A 19,226-nucleotide genomic window follows, 5' to 3' on the forward strand; every position below is an offset into this window, starting at 1 on the left:
AATAATTTTCAAATAATTCTCTTGCAAAATGTTGACAAAAATATGCAAGAAGGGTATATTGGATATTAAGAAAGGCATGATCTTTTAGTATGGATTCGATACGCCGATTGACCGTACGGTGCAGGAAATGATGCGTGGGATTCGGGAAGAAAAACGGTCTTGAAAATAGGAGGAAAAGGTTTTATGCTTAAAAAACTGAGGGAAAAAAGCAAGAACAAAAAGGGCTTTACTCTGGTGGAACTGATTGTGGTTATAGTCATTATTTTAGTTCTGGCAGCAGTGATGGTGCCGAGTATACTGCGATATGTTAACAGAGCACATGAAGCTAATTGTAAAGCAGATGCGGCTACAATTCTGGTTCAGCTGCAGGCAGAAGTAGCAGATGCATATTTAGCAGATGCAGCAGCTCCGACTCTCCCAACTGGTCCTATAAACAGCGTTCCGTGTGCAAATCCGCAGACGGGCAGCTATACCGCGGCTGGCGCTGCGGAGTACACGTATGTGCTTAATGGCGATGGTGACATTGTTTCTTTTGCTTACAGAAATCCAAGAAATTTTGTTAACTGGACGACGAATGGCTGGTTAGACGTAGATGAAGCGGTGACGACACCGTAAATAATATGAAATATCGGAAGGGGGGTTCATAATTCCAAATGACAGAACATTATGAATCCCTTTTTCGTACTGTGAAATTCAAACGGGCATGTGCGATTGCGCTGATCACACTGCTGGTCTGCGCTGCAGTGATCGCACCGGCACTGTGGTGCTGGGATCAGTCCATACAGAAACGCCAGACGTTGCGGGAAGCCAAGAACGTGGTGGAGAATCTGCAGCTTCTGTCGATTCAGTATTACGGTCTCGGAGCGCCGCTTGCGGACAATTCCCGTGCGAGCGGAATGTCGAAGGCAGCGGAAGAAGAGGTACGGAGTTTTTCCGGAGCGGACGGAGATATACAGCTGATATCATGGAATACAAAAAAAAATTGTGTTGCCACCATGAATTATCAAAAAGGAAAATTTCTGGTACAGTACAGGTATGAGGAAGCAGAAGATATTGCCACCTGGGACCTTTACTGGAACATTCATCAATACGATAATCAGGGATGATAAGGAAGGAATTCCATTTGGTGGACCGCCGGATGGGGTTCCTCTTTCTTTGCTCTGGCAAATAATCCCTGCGGGAGGAAGTGTATGCTGTTGATTTTGTGTGAGGGTTTTCTGTGGGCGCTGCTCTTTACTCTGGGAGCCTGCATTTTTTCATTTTTAAATGTCATCATCTACCGGGTTCCGAGGGGAATGTCGTTTGTCAGGGGGCATTCCGCCTGTCCGGCATGCGGTCAGCGTCTGCGGGCTAAAGATCTGATTCCCATATTCAGCTGCCTGTCTCTCAAAGGTAAATGCAGATATTGCGGCGAAACGATCGGGACCAGAGATACCTGGACAGAACTGTTGGGCGGGGGATTAGCCATCCTCAGCTTTTATCAATATGAAAATTGCGGAACTGCAGCCACCGTTTTTGCATTTTTCTGCGTGCTGACGGTGGTGGCGTTTCTTGATCTGGATACGATGGAGATTGAGGATGGATGTTCTGTCGCCATTGTTGCTGTGGCAATACTCTCTGTTTTCACGATGCCGGGACTGCCGATTATCAGCCGTCTGACTGGTGCACTTGCAGTGAGCGTGCCGATGCTGATTCTGACGCTTCTGGTACCGGGAGCGTTTGGCGGAGGGGACATCAAGCTGATGGCGGCATCCGGGTTGTTTCTGGGATGGAAGCTGACACTGGTATCCATGGCAATTGCCGTGCTGTCAGGGGGTATCTATGGAATTTTCCTGCTGGCGGCCAAAAAGAAGGAGCGGAAGGATCACTTTGCATTCGGTCCGTTTCTATGCCTGGGGATGGCGCTGGGGCTGCTGTACGGACAACCGCTTATTGACTGGTATCTGGGCATGCTGTTATACTGATTCGAAGAGCTTTTTATAAAAATATGGGAGGTAGTACCTCATGGCACAATATCGCTATCAGGCACAGACGATAGACGGAAAGATGAAAAAGGGCATCATGAATGCGGCGGATGAAGCAGATCTTCAGCTGCGCCTGCGGGAGGAAGATGCCTTTTTACTTTCCGCAAAACCTGTAGAGTCCGGAAAAAGGATGCAGCCGTTTAAACCGAAGGTACTGGCGGATTTTTCCAGACAGCTGGGAACATTGACGGCATCCGGTGTGACGCTGGTCCGGGCCTTGAATATTATAGCTAACGGCGAGGCTGTCAGGCCAAGGGAAAAGACAATATACGAAGACATGCTGCGCCAGCTGCGGCAGGGCATTGCGTTGTCTGATGCGATGGAATCACAGAATGGTGCGTTTCCTCCGCTGATGGTCTATATGTTCCGTTCGGCGGAGAGCAGCGGCAACCTGGATCAGGTTGCAATGCAGATGGCGGTCAATTATGAGAAAGACCACCGGCTGAACACAAAGATCTCCAGTTCCCTCGTATATCCCAGAATTCTGGTGTTTTTGATCATCGGGGTTATTTTAATCCTGACAAAATTTGTACTTCCGCAGTTTCAGGAGCTGTTTGACCAGATGGAACAGCTTCCTGCAGCGACGATGATCCTGATGGCGATCAGTGATTTCATGCAGAAATTCTGGCTGCTGGTGATTGTACTGCTGCTCGGCCTGTGGATCGGATTCAAAGCGCTGCTGCGGAGCGACAGGATGCGCAGAAGATGGCATAGGATGCTGATTCATATGCCTCTGATCGGAAAGCTGCAGAAGGTTATCTGCACATCACGCTTTGCGAGAACGCTGAGCTTTTTGTATACGGCTGGAATTCCGATCGTGCCGTCGCTGCAGATTGCCCGAAAGACGATAGGAAATGATTACATAGATGCACAGTTCGATGATGTGATTCCGCTGGTTCGTGCAGGAAACAATTTAAGTGACGGACTTGATATGGTGGACGGTTTCGTGCGCAAGCTGGCAGATTCCATTCGAGTCGGGGAGGAGACCGGCAAGCTGGATACGATGCTGATGTCCACCGCGGAATCCATGGAATACGATGCAGATATGGCAATTACCAAGATGGTCTCCTATGTGGAGCCGGTGATGCTGATCGTCCTTGGAATCATTGTTGCCTTCGTGATGGTGGCGGTATTCAGCGCGCTGTACGGTTCCTACGATGCGGTTTCGGGCATGTGATAAGGAGGAAACTGACATGTTAGTTGTATATTTATCAAATCGGTATATCCGCGTTGTAGTCGGAGAAAAGACAGGCGGAAAGGTGCGTGCATCCGGGCTTTATTACGCTGTGGATACGCAGGGATGTATTCTGAATGGGAGTGTCATGGATGAGGAAGGCTTTCTGGGGATCATAAAAGACCTGTGGGAGAGCAACGGGCTTCCCGGAAAGGGTATTAACCTGGTCATTGACAGCACACAGTTTACGAGCCGTGTTGTGGATGTTCCGCTGCAGAAGCCCGCACAGACCATGCAGTTTTTAAGCCGTGAATTTACAGACGTAGGCAGGATCTCAAATCCGGTTTACGGTTATTTTCCGCTGCCTCGTCAGCGGGAGCATAAGGCAAAGGCACACACGGTATTTGCAACCGTGGTAAGCCGTGAGTATATCAGCGGCTATCAGGAGCTTTTTGGCAGACTTGGTATCACGATCGACAGTGTTGAGTGTGCATCGGGGGCAATGATCCGTCTGCTGGAAATCCTGTCACAGGTGAATGATGCAAACGCCATTGTACAGTTTGTGGATGACATGACCCTGGTCAATGTGCTGCTCATTGAAGGACGGTATGAGTATTCCAGCCATAACCGTCTTTTCTCTGATCCCGGAACGCCTGGGTTCTGCGAGGAGGCAGCCCGGGCGGTGGGAAATATCCTGCAGTTTGCAAAAGCACAGAAGATTCCGCAGAAGATCACAACTGTGTATATAGCCGGGATTTCGAAAGAAGAACAGGAATTCTATATCCAGAATATCAGCCAGGTTGATCATACGCTGGAAGTGGAAGAGCTGAGCGGGGGAACTAATGTGGCGATCACTCCCGGGACGGGCAGGTATCAGACATTTTCTTACTTTTCGCTGGCTGTGGGCGGTCTGATTGAGACTGACGCCAGAACAAACATCATGAGCCAGATGAAAGTGAATGCAAAGAAGACGGAAGAAAGACGCAGGCGGAACCGGCGTCTGATACCGGCAGTGGCCGCAGGCGCGATTCTCTTTGTGATTACTGCTGCGTTCGGCGTCTATACACTGCTGCTTTCAATGGAACTGAAGGATGTACAGGAGTACAATAACAGCCCGGACGTACTTGCGGCATGCAGTGAATATGAGGCGCTGAGCTGGGAAATCTCTGCAGTTGCAGGGTTGAGTCAGAGCCTGACCGGACTTCGGCAGAGTGTTCTGGCTTATCCGATGGTCAACAGTGCTGTGGAGGAGACAATCGCCGGCTGTGCGGGCGGACTGGTATCGGCGGAGATCAGCAGTTATGACTCGAAGACAGGAATCATAAGTTTTGATACGTCAGCTGGAAATGTGGAACAGATCAATCAGTTTATCCGGCTGCTGAGTGAACAGGATATCTTTGCGTCTGTGGATTATACGGGATATGCGCAGGATGCCGGGGGGCAGTGGCAGGTAAAGGTGAATTGTACCATGGCGGACAGACAGGAGGGATAACACAATGCAGAAGCTGACAGAACGGGACAAAAAACTGCTGATCTTTCTTGCCGTGTTCACAGTGGTTGTCGGGATCGGTGCAGGCGTGCTGCTGCCTCTGATTCAGAAAAGCCAGGATCTCAAAAGTGAACTTGCAGATGCCAGGCTGGAGCGGCAGGAAAAAGAAATGAAGGTGGCGATGCTGACATCCATGAGGGAGAAAGAGAAAAAGTTGAAGGAAAGCCTTTCACAGCTCCAGCAGGAATTTTATGAGGCTATGCCCAGTATGGAGATTGATAAGATGCTCACAGACCTGGCACTTGGCAGAGGACTTCAGGTACAGGATCTGAATATCTCTCTTCCGATAGAGGGTCAGTATACAGAATTGATGGATTATACGGCGATGCTGAATCAGCAGGCATCCGGCACCGAGGATAATAATTCGCAGGGGCTTTTGGCTTACAATGGAGTATGCACGGCTTCTGTAACGATGATCATGACGGGGGAACGGGTGAACCTGCAGGCCATGCTGGATGCATGTGCCATTCAGGAACCGCGCCTGCGCATCTCAAATTTTCAGTGGCAGAAGAATACGAGAGGGGATACCGGCGGTTATACCCTTGCGATCTCCATGGAACTGTATATGTATGAGGACACATTACAGTACATGCAGGATCTGATGGAGCAGGATACCGGCCAAGAAAGACAGGAAGATACTGAGGATACAGAGGAAGAACAGACCCCTGCAAAACAGTAAGAGGCAGTTATGGAAAATAATATCAGAAACTTAAGGATAGGCGACGTTTTAAAAGAATACGGTTATGTGACGGATGAGCAGATAGACGAGGCACTTGCTTATCAAAAAGAGCACAGGGCCCTTCGGCTCGGCGGCGCCCTGATCGAACTGGGTTATGTAAAGGAAGAGCACGTACTGGAGGCGCTTGCCGCCCGTCTTGCCATGCGCCGCGTGGAAATCTCAAATATCGATGTCGAAGTGGAAGCCGTGGAAATGATCCCGCGTCCGCTGGCGGAAAAGTATGAGATGCTGGCAGTCCAGAGAAAAGATGGCGTGCTGACGGTCGTACTGAATGACCCCATGAATTTTTACGGAATTGAAGATATTCATCAGCTGACCGGTATGCAGCTTGACATCCGCCTCAGTATGAGAGACAGTCTGTTAAAGGCGATTCAGTATTATTATACAGAAGTGGAAGCAAGGCAGGCTGCACAGGTTGCCAATAAGAGCTTTGAAGACCAGGACATGGAGGAGCTGGAGTTCGAGGAGGAGGGGGACAGCGACACGCCTGTCATCAATCTTCTGAGCCGTCTGATCAACCGGGCGCACAGCACCAATGCATCCGATATCCATATTGAACCGTTCGAACAGAAGACTCTGGTGCGTATGCGCATCGACGGCGTCATTGTGGAATACGTGACGCTTCAGAAGAGTCTTCACGCATCACTGATCGCCCGTATCAAGATTCTGGGCGAGATGGACATTGCAGAGCGCAGAGTCCCGCAGGACGGTCATTTCCGTCTGCGCGTGGAAGGTGAGTTTATCAATATCCGTGTGTCTGTGATCCCTACGGTATTTGGAGAAAAGGCGGTGCTGCGTCTTTTAAGCAGCAATGCACATATCGACTGTCCGTCTACTTTTGGCATGGAAGAACCGGACTATTTAAAATTACAAAAAATGCTGCAGTCTCCAAACGGCATTATCTATTTTACCGGTCCGACCGGTTCCGGTAAGACAACGACGCTCTATATGATTCTGGAAGAGCTGTCCAAAAGAGCGGTAAACATCTCAACGATCGAGGACCCGGTGGAGAAAAACCTGCCCAAGGTTAACCAGATGCAGGTAAACAATCAGGCTGGTCTGACGTTTGAAGCGGGGCTTCGCGCGCTGCTGAGGCAGGACCCTGATATCATCATGGTCGGTGAGACGCGTGATGTGGAGACGGCATCGATTTCCGTTCGTGCAGCGATCACAGGCCACCTTGTATTTTCAACACTTCATACGAATGATGCTGCATCCTCAATTGTCCGCCTGAAAGATATGGGACTGATGCCATATATGGTGTCAAGCTCGCTGACCGGGATCGTTGCGCAGAGGCTGATGCGTAAGGTCTGTCCGGACTGTGCTGAGGATGTGCCTCCTACTGAACAGGAGGCGATGATGCTGGGCGGGCATGCAGAATGTATCAAGAAGGTGAACGGATGTCCGCTGTGCAATTATACGGGATATCGGGGAAGAACGGCGATACACGAGATACTGGTGATCGACCGGGAGGTGCGGAATATGATCATGAACGGCGCTTCTGTGGAAGCGATTCAGGAGTATGCGGTACATGAGCAGAATATGAAGACACTCAAAGACTGCGGCATCAGTCTGGTGAAGCAGGGGATAACGACAATTGAGGAACTGCGTAAGGTAGCATATTATGCCTGACGGGCAGGAAAATCTATAGAAACAGGAGGCAGGCAGTGTTATGTATAGTATCGATCAGATTGTTTTAATGGCCAGGCAGGAGGAGGCATCCGATGTTCATATATCGGCGGGGTTGCCGCTGGTATTTCGGGTACACGGAGATCTTGTTCCGGCTCTGGCTCAGCCGGATGAAGAGGCCGCGGACGCGATGATCCGCGGACTGCTGAATGACCGGCAGTTAAAAGTGCTGGAGAACGGATGTGATCTGGATTTCTCACTGCAGACGTCGGACGGAAACCGCCAGAGGGTCAATGTTTTCCGGCAGCAGGGAAAGCTCGCTGCTACGATCCGGTTGCTGAACAGCAGCATCCCGACGCTTGCTAAGCTGCATCTGTCGCAGAAACTGTATGAACTGGCGGAAGAACCGAGAGGGCTGATCCTTGTGACCGGACCTACGGGGAGCGGAAAGTCAACGACGCTTGCTTCCATGATCGAACATGTGAATCAGACGCGTGCGGTGCATATCCTGACGATCGAGGACCCGGTGGAGTATCACTATGATGGGAAGATGGCGCTGATCCATCAGAGAGAAACCGGAAGGGATGTCGGAGATTTCGCATCGGCGCTGCGGAGTGCACTGCGGGAGGACCCGGATATCATCATGGTAGGTGAGATGCGTGACTACGAGACGATCACGGCCGCACTGACAGCAGCTGAGACAGGACATCTGGTACTGTCTACGCTTCATACCACCGGTGCAGCGCAGACGATCGACCGAGTGATCGATGCCTGTCCGTCCGGGAGCCAGAATCAGGTGCGTACGCAGCTGGCAGGCGTGCTGAAAGGTGTGATTACCCAGTGCCTGATGCCGTCGAGGAACGGCGGCGGAAGATTTGCCGGAACAGAGATCCTGCTGGGGACAGATGCAGTGGGGAATATGATACGTGAGAATAAGAGCCATCAGCTGGCAAGTGTCATGCAGTCCAATGCGGCCGCAGGCATGCATACACTGAATATGGATCTGGTCCGCATGGTGTCTGAGGGTAAGATTACAAAAGAGACGGCTTTCCGGTATACAAATGATAAAAGAGATCTCGAACAATATTTTTAAGTGAAGTGAGAAATGAATGAAAATGAGCGATTGCGGGAACAGGGAAAACAAAAAACATAATGGCGGCTTTACGATGGTCGAAGCGATCGTCGTGGTTGTGATTCTGTTGATTTTCACAGGATTTATGGCTGTCGGAGTGGTGAAGTGGATCGAGTGGACGAATTTTAAGCAACAGAATGAGTACGCCCAGACCCTGTTTTCTGCTGCTCAGAATCAGCTGACGGAGTACAGTGAGAGCGGACAGCTGCCGGCACTGCAGGATGCTGTGTCTAAGCTGGATCCCATGGATGTGACTCAATATTTTGATGCAGATGGAGAAAAATATGTTCTTGCCGAGGTGTGGCCGGAAAGTGCCGGGAAATCAACGATATATCAGGGAGATATCTATTCGCTGACCGGGACGGCAGAGGATTACGAGGCATATCAGGAGGGGAAGGCGACGGAGGAGATCAAAGCACTGTACGATATGCTGATTCCTTATCTCTACGATCCGGCAATTCTCAATGCCACAGTCTGCGTAGAATTTACACCGGCAGACGGTCAGATATTTGCGGTTCTCTACAGTGACAGGGCAACTGGTTTTACCTATGACGAAACAGAAGAACGAAAGGGAACTGTTTCCATATCAAACAGGGAGAGTAAATACAGAAAAGCCCGCATGGTGGGGTATTACGGGGTGGATACCCTGTCAAAGGCCACGAGTCCTAAAGCCCAGAAGCCATCCATCAGCGAAGTAAATCTAAACAACGAGGAAACTCTGAACCTCTCCTTCCGATTGACGAAAGTGCAGACGGCAACTCAGGAACTGACGTATGAGATCAAGATCCATGATAAGAGCTCAAAGAGGGAATTGCTGGTCATCACACTTGACGGAAGTAAACTGAAGAATAAATTATTTCGTGATAAAATACCCTGCAGCGTGACACGGCTGAATTACGATGCGGACGGAAAGAATCCCACATCTCAGAAACTGGGAGAATTCCCTGTACTTGCATGGGTGGAAGGAAAAGAACAGACGGTACGGATCGTACTGGATGCGGTTGACCTGACCGCCACCAGTGCACAGTACTATGAAGATTATCCGAAAATCGTGAAAACGGAAGAGAGTACCGGACCGGACACGCTCAAGCCTAAATTTATCAGCACTTACAGCTTTCACAGATTTGGCATAAAGACGGATAATATTTACTGTACGGTTCAGGGAAGAGGTACTTATTATAAGACAACGGCAAAGAAACAGAGCAACAGTGAGCATACATATTTTGGAACTGCCAGATATTCGGGAGCGGGAGATAAGGCATCTGCGGTTTATACGGTCTTAAATGCCCGCCATCTGTCAAATATCCGTTTTCTGGAGGATTATACGGAGGAGCAGAGGGAGAAAACAGGGTATGAAGGGCTGAAGACGGCAGATCACGTGACGTACCAGCTGACTCAGAATATGGACTGGCAGTCCTTGATAGAGAAGGGATGTCTTTTTGCGACCGACAGTGCAAAAGACGATTCCAACGAAGTGACGGAAAAACAGACAGAATTTCCGTCCATCCGTCAACTGCGGGTGAATGCAGTTTTTGAGGGGAATGAGCGCAGGACGTATACGATCAGCGGACTGCAAATGACACAGAAAGCAAACCAGAAGGCGCTTATATATGGTGAAGAGGAGTCGGCAGAAGGTCCTGTGGGCTTATTTGTGACGAATTACGGGACCCTGAAAGACTTTGCGCTGGATAAGATAACGGTGAGCGGCGGTGAGAATGTCGGGGCGTTCTGCGGCGTAAATGCGGGCACACTGGAAAGCCTCACCACGGGGAATTCAGATGCAAAAAATAATCCGAGTACGGTCACGGGTGACAGCCATGTAGGGGGCATCACAGGCGGACAGGCATATGATGGAGAGGAACAGCAGATTCATTATAAAGGTCTTGTGAACCGTGCACAGGTGAAAGGGCACACGTATATCGGCGGAATCGTCGGCATGCTCAAATCGGAGAATGCCGAAAAAACGGTGCTTGTGGAAGAGTGCCGCAATTATGGAGCGGTTGAGGGAGATAAAAAAAGCGGTACTTCTCAGGACGCATCTTATATCGGCGGAATCGTCGGCTACTGTAAAAACAGTACGGATACAGATGAAACACTGCGGATCAGAAAATGTATCAGTTCGCCGCATTACCTGAGTGATTCGATGGAAGATATTCTGGAAGACGAGGAAAAACTGGATGAAAAACTGACGGGAGTCTACGTCGGCGGAATCATCGGATACAATGATAACGCTTCCGTACAGTACTGCAGTACGGAAAAAGAGGACGGCAGGGAAGGCTATGTCTTCGGGCTTCGCTATGTGGGCGGGATCGTGGGCTACAGTGAGGGTTCGGCGAGCGGTATCGACGGCAGTACGTCCTCCGGCACCAGCGGGATCAACGAAGTCAATGTCATCGGCGATACGTATGTCGGCGGCGTCACCGGGTGCAATGCAGCGGTACAGGAAGAGAAGGATAAAGACGGAATCGTGGTTCCCGATCCCAGGCGTGAGTTGAGCAATAAGATTGAAAACTGGATTAACAAAGGCGTGGTAGTGGCGAGAAGCAGTTACGCCGGAGGAGTTGCCGGCTACAACGCCGGCTGGATCTACAACTGCAACAGTGATGTGGACAGCACAGAGACCGCGGAGAATCTGACGGAAGCGGCATCCCTGAGCGGTGATTATGCCGGAGGGATCGCGGGATATAATAATGGGATTATCGGTAATACGAAACGCGATGCGGATGGAGAGAATCCGTCCGGAAGCAACGGGAAGATTCAGACGGTCTGTTACATTTCCGGAAATAACTATGTGGGTGGAATCGTCGGATATAACGATGAGGACGCGGTAGTCGAAGATTACGAAGTCGCCGGCGGGTACATCAATGGAAGCGGAAGCTTTGTCGGGGGTTACGCCGGGCTTAACGCATCTGTCTCCCTGCTGATGAATGAAGATAATGAAGGACGTTTTCTGAACTCCAATCCGAATCAGGTGACAGGTTCCTACTGCATCGGGGGTACGATCGGCGGAAATATAGTTGCGGAAAAAGGATATGATATCGAGGCGGCTTTCCGCACCGACAATTTCCTTGGTGTCCTGAAGGCAGATGCATTTGCAGGCGGTTTTATCGGATACAATCTGCTGCTGACAGAAGAAGCAGATAAAGTTGAAATACAGAACCTGGCAGACTCCCTGGCAAAAACACTTGCAGGGACGGAGTCAGTGGCAGACGCGCCAAAAGTTCTGGCTGTTCAGACAGCAGAGATGGGGCAAAGCAAATATATTTTATGGATTCAGGGACTGGATGAGGAAAATGCCGCACAGAGCAAATTCGGAGGCATTACGGCACAGATCTGTGTGGGCGGTGTTGTCGGATACAACGATGAAGATACCGGCCTCTACATCAAAGATGTCACCAATATGACCCCGGTTACGGCAGAATCTTCAATAGAGAATGATGAAGAACAATCCGGCAGAACAACTTATACAGGAGATGCGTTTACTTATTCCTATGCCGGCGGTATTATTGGACGAGCAGGTATAAATGTAACGATCGATAACTGCAGGAATCGCGATGTCGGTGATGTGACGTCCGCGGGAACATATGTAGGGGGGCTTTGTGAGGTCAACGAGGGAACAATTATCAACTGTTCTGTTTCAAGCATCGGAAGAGGAACTGCAGATTACGTCGGCGGAATCGCCGGGGTAAATAAAGCAGACGGTGAAATTACGAACTGTTCGTTTGTGGACCGGACAGTGACCGGTCGGAATTACATCGGCGGATTTACGGCGGAAAACTTTGGTTCCATTGTTAATCCGTCAGCGAATGCGGCAAATGTGACAGCTTATGGTACTGAAGGAAATGTCGGAGGGATCACCGGCTACAACTACGAAAACGGTACCATCTCTCTGGAGCGGGATATCGAAGTATCCGTCAGTTCTGCGGGAAATAATGTCGGAGGAATCACCGGCGTCAATGATGGAAGCATGAGTGTTTCTGACAGTGCCACATCGGCAAAAATCGCGGGAAGCATTACCGGGGAGCAGCGTGTCGGCGGGGTTGCAGGATATCAGTTGGCAGACAGCCTCACTGATTTCTATAATGAGGCTTCCGTGACAGCATCGGCGGGAGACGCCGGGGGCATCGTTGGCAAAGCAGAAAGCAGGGAAGGACAGATTGAAGGATGTATCAATCAGGGCACTGTAACGGCGACGAAAAGAGGAAATGCCGGGGGTATTATCGGCAATAACCCGGGCAGTGTGTTAAACTGCGCTAATAACGGAAACATTTCAGCGCCAAACGGAATCTGCGGCGGTGTGACGGGTGTAAACAGCGGTACCATTGAATCGTGTGATGTCACGCCGAAAAGCAGCCTGGACAGTTGGTGGAATGCGATCGTCCGCTGGATAAGAGAATTGTTTAACGGACCGGACAGACTGACATTTATCGGTAAACAGTATGCAGGTGGAATCTGCGGCAGCAATGATAAAGGCAAGATTCTGGAATGTACAGCCGAAAATCTGACGATCACCAACCTTGCCTCCAGCAAGGGCAGTTCTCTCGGTGGAATTACGGGGAGAAATACCGGGGCAGTCAGCAGATGCAGTGCAGGAACCGAAAAAACTGCGCTTGTATTGTATTCCAATGCATCCGATGTTTTGGCCGGCGGAATCGCGGGCAGCAACAGCGGCACAATCGAAGGGACAAAGAATGCGTACAGCACAGTCTATGCGCAGCTCGGATTCGTGCAGACAGATATGGCGTACTATGGAAATCTGGGCGGCATTGCGGGAAGCAACACGGGAACGATCCGTTACTGTGAGTTTAACGGTGACGTACAGGGCACCGCGAATAACCCGCAGAATGCGCCGGAATACAATCCGAACACGGACTTTGAGACAAATGGCTCTGTGGTCTATGGTTACGGCGGGATCGCCGGAGTAAATGGTGATTCGGGCAAAGAAAGTGGAGGAATCATCGAACACTGTAAAGTGAATGTGGCAAAGATCACGGGAATGGGTGATCCGAATAATGTTGCAAATATCGGCGGTGTAACCGGAGTGAATGGACTGGGAGCTGAGATATCAGACGTGACGTTTGGAACGGAAAAGAAATACGGTGTCAATTTTGACAAGGATGCGAAGGAAACAGATGTCAGGAACGCAAAAGGCAGCGTGTATGTGGGGACCGGTAGCAGCACCACTGCCTATGGCCATACGGGTGGTGTGGCTGGTCTCAACAGCGGCAGGATAGCGGATATCTGTTATGATGGTTCCGGCAATGTGTACGGCGATGCACCTGTCGACCGAATGCACGTTGTCGTGGAGAATTACCGGGGACATGCAGGCGGAATTGTGGGATACAACCGAAAAACGGGAAGTGTACACAGAGCCGCGACCGGGAGCACGTGGGCAGTCTATGCACCTCAGAGCGCTCAGGACAACGGGTGCGGGGGTATCGTAGGCTACAGCGCCTCCAGAGAGGATATGGTAGCGTGCATCAACCGTGCGACGGTGGAAAAGTCCGCTGCGAAATCAAATGCGGTCGGGGGAATGGTTGGCCGTATGGAATGTGCGGACAGTACGACATGGAGAATCAAAGACTGTATCAATTATGGTAAAATCCGTGCACTGAACCGTGCGGGCGGTATGATCGGTGTATGGAAATACTACGGAGGCACGATCTCTGACTGCGTCAATTACGGGGAGATACAGATTGCCAGTGACGAGGGAGCCGGAGGCATGGTCGGCATGTTCTATCAGGTAAGGACAACAGCGGCACAGATCGTGCGGTGTGAGAACCACGGTACAATCCGGGGAAACTATGCGGGCGGGATTGCCGGACGTGTGAATTCGGCAGCATTTGTACAGCTTCGCAACTGTGCCAACACCGGATTGATTCAGGCGGGAGATTCCAACGGCGGTATCGTGGGTGAACTCTCAGGCGTGAGACCCGGTTCCTATATTACTGCGTGCAACAATTACGGTTATGCGATAAACGGAACCGGCATCGGAGGGATTATTGCCTCCAAATATTCGGATTTTTCGAATCTGAGGGTGACACAATGCTTCGGCATTGGAGAAACAAAATATCCCGTTTCCCTAAATGGGAAACTGAGTGCTAATTATTACCTGACAGAGTCAGGAACGTACCTGAATCAGACATTTTACGATGCCAACGGTCAGGTGACGGGAGACGCACCGAATGCCTTTTATGTCACCAGACTGGACACTCCGGGAATCGATACACCGGCGGGTGCGATACGGATTCTTTATCAGAAACCGGAGTTGAATGGAAGCAGCGGACGTGCATATTACAGGAATTCGAATAATACTGCAACATTTACGTATGAATTTACATTCAGCGCGGCAATTGACCTGCGCAGCATTGATCTGTACTGGAACCGTGACCAGGACGAGCGTATGATGGAATATGAAGTCTATACCAGTGAATTGACCGGCGGTGAAACCTGGAATAGATTCACGGAAGAAAAACCGCTGAGAGAGTCCACTGTTGCCGGTGTCGGAAAAGAAGTGGTATCCGGAGTAACGGATAGGGTCAGAAGAGTTAAAATCGAGGTGACGAAAGCTTACAACAATCAGGGGAAAGCAGCAAACATCTGTCTGATCACGGCTAATTTTAATGGCAGGGTATTTGGTTTTGACTATTCAGGAGAAAACGGCTATGCTGTCAGATCGGAGGACGGTCTGACGTACGGTGCATATAAAGACAGCGGGGAACTGAAAGCAAACCGTGGAAATAGTGACAGCTACTGGTTGCTGTCCGGGCTTCCATTTGAAACGTATGCCATTTATACAAGTAATGAGAGTAACTATGACAGCGGGACTGGCCTTAATGTAACAAAATTAAGCTCAGGCCGTTATCAGCTGACCGCCGGTGAAGGTGCAGATCAGATTACCGTGGGGATTCCGGGATTTTCGCTGAATCCGCTCAGGGAATTCAGAAACAGTAACAAAGTAACCAGCGACACTTCACTGTCAGCGATGGGAAGCGGAGCAAATAACATCCGGTATCATGTGTTTGAGGAGGATAACGATTACTTTAATGTTGAGGCCTCCAGCGGTCAGCTGACTTTGAGTACTCCTGAAGTCACGAGCATTGAGGACAGCGGAAATGCAGCTTATAAAGCTGTATGGAAAGAGGTGAAGAACGCTTCGTTTTACCGGTATGAGGCGGAGTATCGTGATGCCCTCGGCAGGGTACTGGATACAAGGACGGACACCGTATATGACTGTGATACATTACTTCCGGTTTCCGATATCAACGGAACAGCTGTGTCAGAGATCAGATTCAGCGTATGGGCGGGAGCAAAGACTCTTGATGGAAATGGAACCATTGTTGAGGTCTGGTCTGCAGTTCCTGGGAAAAAGACTGTGAAGATTTCACCGATCCTGCCGTCACCGCAGTATCATCTGGAACTTGTCCGGGCTGAGGAGACGCTGACGTATCAGATCTTCCTGGACAACAGGGACGAATATCTGAAATTTCTTGAAAAGCAGGGAAAGGCGGAAGATGATCTGAAAAATATCGAGATCAATGTTAATTGCGGCGGAAGTACAAATTATAATTTTACGGCACAGGCTGCAAAGTCCGCAACCTGTTACGGCGGAAGCAATGCGAATACAATGTTCACGGCACAGGCGACGTCGACAGACCTGGCCTTCACCGGTTCCGCTAAAGTTATGAGAGAATCGCAGGCGCCTGTTTCAGCAACGTATACTGCTGATGATACAAACATAGCATCGTTATCGATGAAACCGGATACAGATACGATTGGATTCAGGGGTATCACACCGGATACCCTGAGTTATCAGCTGAAAATTGGCTATACAGGCTTCATTGTCTATATGCGCTCAGAGATGGTGGCGGATGATGAGGAACTGGGTGTTCCGGTGGTGTTATCAACATCACAGCTGAGAACTTCAGACACTACGGATAAGACAGTGGCGACTTCACTGAGTTCACTTCCGAAAGAAATCCTGGAGGAATCCTGCTATGACAACCTGATGGTGCGCAGCTATCCTGCACTGATGTCCAACAACGTCGTCTACACGGGACACGCCGTGGATTTGTCTGCGATAAAAGGGGAAGGTTTGCTCGGTGTTGAAAAGACAAAACTTAAGGAGTTGTATGTGACAGAGGATCACGGAGTTACAACGGATGTAACAGACACGAAACTGATCAGCGAAAATGCGGCGGGAGAGAAGACGCTTGCCGGGGGATACGTGATTGAACTGGCGGCAGACGGGACATACACGATATACTACAATGCGCTGCTGGAATACAATGTCTATAAAGGTAACGATTATTCTGTGGCGGGCAGTCAGAGCAAGGCGACCCAGGTCTTCTACTATCGTCTGACAGAAGAGCAAACGATGGCGGAGAAGCCGGTGATCCGTGTGAATGACGCCGGCAGAGACGGTACGGACGGAGACCCGAATGAAGACACCATGGTGATCACCTGGGATCTGGATCATCAGGGATATGCGGGTGAGGACAACAGGATTCAATATAAAGAGGGTGCCGTGTATGACTATGTCATCACCGGATATACCCCGGATGGTACGGCTGTACAGATTGAAGCTGGATCGCATACGACGAAGAAGGACGAAGAAAACAGCCTGACATATGACACGACGTCCTGGAATTATCAGAACGTGACAGTCAGTATCAGCCGGCGCGGTGAAGAGAACGCAAAGGGCATGACGACCGTATTTCCATCAGTGAATACAGAAGAGTATAACCTGAAACTGCGTATGACACAGATTTCGAAACCGGTGGCTTCTCTGCACCGCAGGGAAGACGGTAAGGTAGAAAAAAATACACTCATCTATGATGTGACCTGGGACAGTGTACCGCAGGAAGAACTCAGTGAACTTGCCGGTTATGAAATTACGGCAGAGCGTTCTGCGGGCGATACGGCAGCTGCCTTCAGGTATGCGGAAAAAGAAGCGTTTTTGAAGGCACTGGATGACGCAAAAGCATTGTATGCAGGAAAAGCTTCTGAGCAGGAAATGCAGGGGGACAACAGCATCCGCTATACGTGGAAGGAGGCGGACGGAACAGGAAATGTCACAAAAACAATGGTTCTCAGCTGGAAGGAGGACGAGGAAAACTCCCGTTATGAGATCACAAAAGAGCTGACAGGCGTATGGATATTTGCCGCTCCAGCAGAAGCGGGGGACAGAGTGACACGGACGATTGATCTGAACGATTACGAGCGAGGTGAAGTAGTCGATATCTCAGTCAAAGCGATCGCAGCGGAGGATGCCCGGAAGTACCGCAGCGGTATCAGAGGCGTAGTTCGGGAAATGACATTGCCAAGCCGTCTGGATGTGCCGGATATCACGGAACTCACGAGCAGTCCGAGCTATTATACACAGAATGATCCAGATCTTCCGGAGGGAGAAAACTCTTTCGTCACACAGGAAGAACTGAACAGCAACGGAATCAGCCTGATCCTGAATGCAACTGATGTAAGCCAGGTACTGCAGGGGAAATATGAATTTGCCGCAGCAGTCTACGGAGAAAAAGGAGATGAACAGGATACACAGATGGTGAAAGCCGGCGATGGAGGAGCAGATGAGGAAGGTTACTGGAACAGCGGTGCACTTGTGACCCTGGTGTCCAAGAGCTCTGAGACGTCTATGAACGGAAATTTTGACAGCTCCAATTACGTGTTGAAAAATATATCTGCAGAGTATGCGGGGAAATGGCTGAAGATTGCAATGAGGAGCATCTCCGACAGCAATGTCAGTTCTCTGTGGTCGGATGAAGATGACGTGACGGAAGCTACAGTAAATTATCAGTGGCTGCGGATACCAAGAGTACGGATCACCTTGCCTGAACTGATGGAGAGCCAGACAACATTGTTTTACCTGGACGGAGAATGGAAGAAAGATCCATCTCAGGCGGAAGGGGAGACGGATGATCTCCCCGTCACACAGACCAGTTTGACATTTAACAGGCAGGATTATGCCGATGGTTACCGTATTCAGATGATACAGTCTGCAAAGGACGGGGATAAACTGGACCCGGATAAGCTGTACAGTATCTATGATACGAATTGGCTCTGGCTCGAAAAATACGGAGAACAGGAATATCATGTGTTCTATCAGTCAACGGAACCGGAATTCGATGCGGATGAATATCTGCACAAAGACAATCCCGTCTGCAGTGCAGACCCGACGGCGGCATATCTTGGTACGATTACGCAGGATGAACCGTATGTGGTCATTCCCTATACGGGGAAGGCACAGGAATCCCCGGAGGATACGGCACCGGCTGTGAAGACAGCATCCTATATCATGATGAAAGAATCAGGATTTGAACTGGTGCTGCCGGATGCAGAGGTGGTTAATGCCGGAAATGATGCATATTCGGACGAAGATTTTCTGTTCACTGGTCAGACTTCGGTGCAGGCGTATCTCTGTGAAGAGAATCTGGAGTACAGAGAGTCTTCGGCGATCTCAAACTGGTATCGCGGCAGGACGACGGAGAATGCGATGTTTACCGATGTGACAGAGCTGCAGTCGTATGGTGAGGCACCTTCGCTGTCAGCTGAAATGACAGCATCAGCACTGCCGGATACGGCATATGAGATCACATCGCGAACCAGAAGCTGGCTCGTCTATCAGCTTGCAGTGGAAGATGGTGAAGAAAATCTGTACAGAAAGAGATATCTGAGCGCATACGGTGAGGGGACGAGTGACATTACCACCCGACTGCTGCTGCCGGAAGAATATGCACAGTTTGCAGGCATGAAACTGAGGGTCCGCATTGCATCTGTCGATGGTGCCGGGGGGAATCTCAGTGAGTGGACGGATTGGCTGGACTTTATCATTCCGCCTGCAGCCGAGAAGCAGGTGCAGGCGGAGGAGGCCGAAGCGGATGACAAATCGGCTGAAACTGATCCGGCAACAGAAACGGATGTAATCGAACCTGTCATTGCAGAATAAGATGCACTCACTGATTAGT

At 50.1% G+C, this 19,226-nt stretch carries 9 protein-coding genes; all 9 read left to right on the top strand.

The genetic code is table 11. The annotated features are described in order from the left end of the window. The first annotated feature begins 183 nt into the window (after positions 1-183). On the top strand, positions 184-615 hold the full coding sequence (locus MCG98_RS10780) for a prepilin-type N-terminal cleavage/methylation domain-containing protein (RefSeq protein ID WP_240301985.1): 432 nt from the start codon (positions 184-186) through the stop codon (positions 613-615). Between the two features lie 38 nt (positions 616-653). Next, a complete protein-coding gene (locus MCG98_RS10785) occupies positions 654-1,106 on the top strand; it encodes a hypothetical protein (RefSeq protein ID WP_240301986.1) in 453 nt (150 codons plus the stop codon). Between the two features lie 84 nt (positions 1,107-1,190). Continuing rightward, a complete protein-coding gene (locus MCG98_RS10790) occupies positions 1,191-1,964 on the top strand; it encodes an A24 family peptidase (protein WP_240301987.1) in 774 nt (257 codons plus the stop codon). A gap of 40 nt (positions 1,965-2,004) precedes the next feature. Next, positions 2,005-3,201 carry a type II secretion system F family protein gene (locus tag MCG98_RS10795; protein ID WP_240301988.1) on the top strand — a complete coding sequence of 399 codons (1,197 nt, stop codon included), beginning with the start codon at positions 2,005-2,007 and terminating at the stop codon, positions 3,199-3,201. Between the two features lie 16 nt (positions 3,202-3,217). Next, on the top strand, positions 3,218-4,690 hold the full coding sequence (locus MCG98_RS10800) for a hypothetical protein (protein WP_240301989.1): 1,473 nt from the start codon (positions 3,218-3,220) through the stop codon (positions 4,688-4,690). A 4-nt stretch (positions 4,691-4,694) separates the two neighbouring features. Then, on the top strand, positions 4,695-5,426 hold the full coding sequence (locus tag MCG98_RS10805) for a hypothetical protein (protein WP_240301990.1): 732 nt from the start codon (positions 4,695-4,697) through the stop codon (positions 5,424-5,426). 9 nt (positions 5,427-5,435) lie between these two features. Next, positions 5,436-7,118 carry a GspE/PulE family protein gene (locus MCG98_RS10810; protein WP_240301991.1) on the top strand — a complete coding sequence of 561 codons (1,683 nt, stop codon included), beginning with the start codon at positions 5,436-5,438 and terminating at the stop codon, positions 7,116-7,118. 40 nt (positions 7,119-7,158) lie between these two features. Next, positions 7,159-8,208 (top strand): PilT/PilU family type 4a pilus ATPase, encoded by a 1,050-nt coding sequence (locus tag MCG98_RS10815; protein ID WP_240301992.1) that lies wholly within the window; start codon positions 7,159-7,161, stop codon positions 8,206-8,208. A gap of 16 nt (positions 8,209-8,224) precedes the next feature. Beyond that, a complete protein-coding gene (locus MCG98_RS10820) occupies positions 8,225-19,207 on the top strand; it encodes a type II secretion system protein (protein ID WP_240301993.1) in 10,983 nt (3,660 codons plus the stop codon). Positions 19,208-19,226 lie beyond the last annotated feature (19 nt).

Origin of the sequence: Ruminococcus sp. OA3 (assembly GCF_022440845.1) — a bacterium.
Lineage (GTDB): Bacteria > Bacillota > Clostridia > Lachnospirales > Lachnospiraceae > Ruminococcus_G.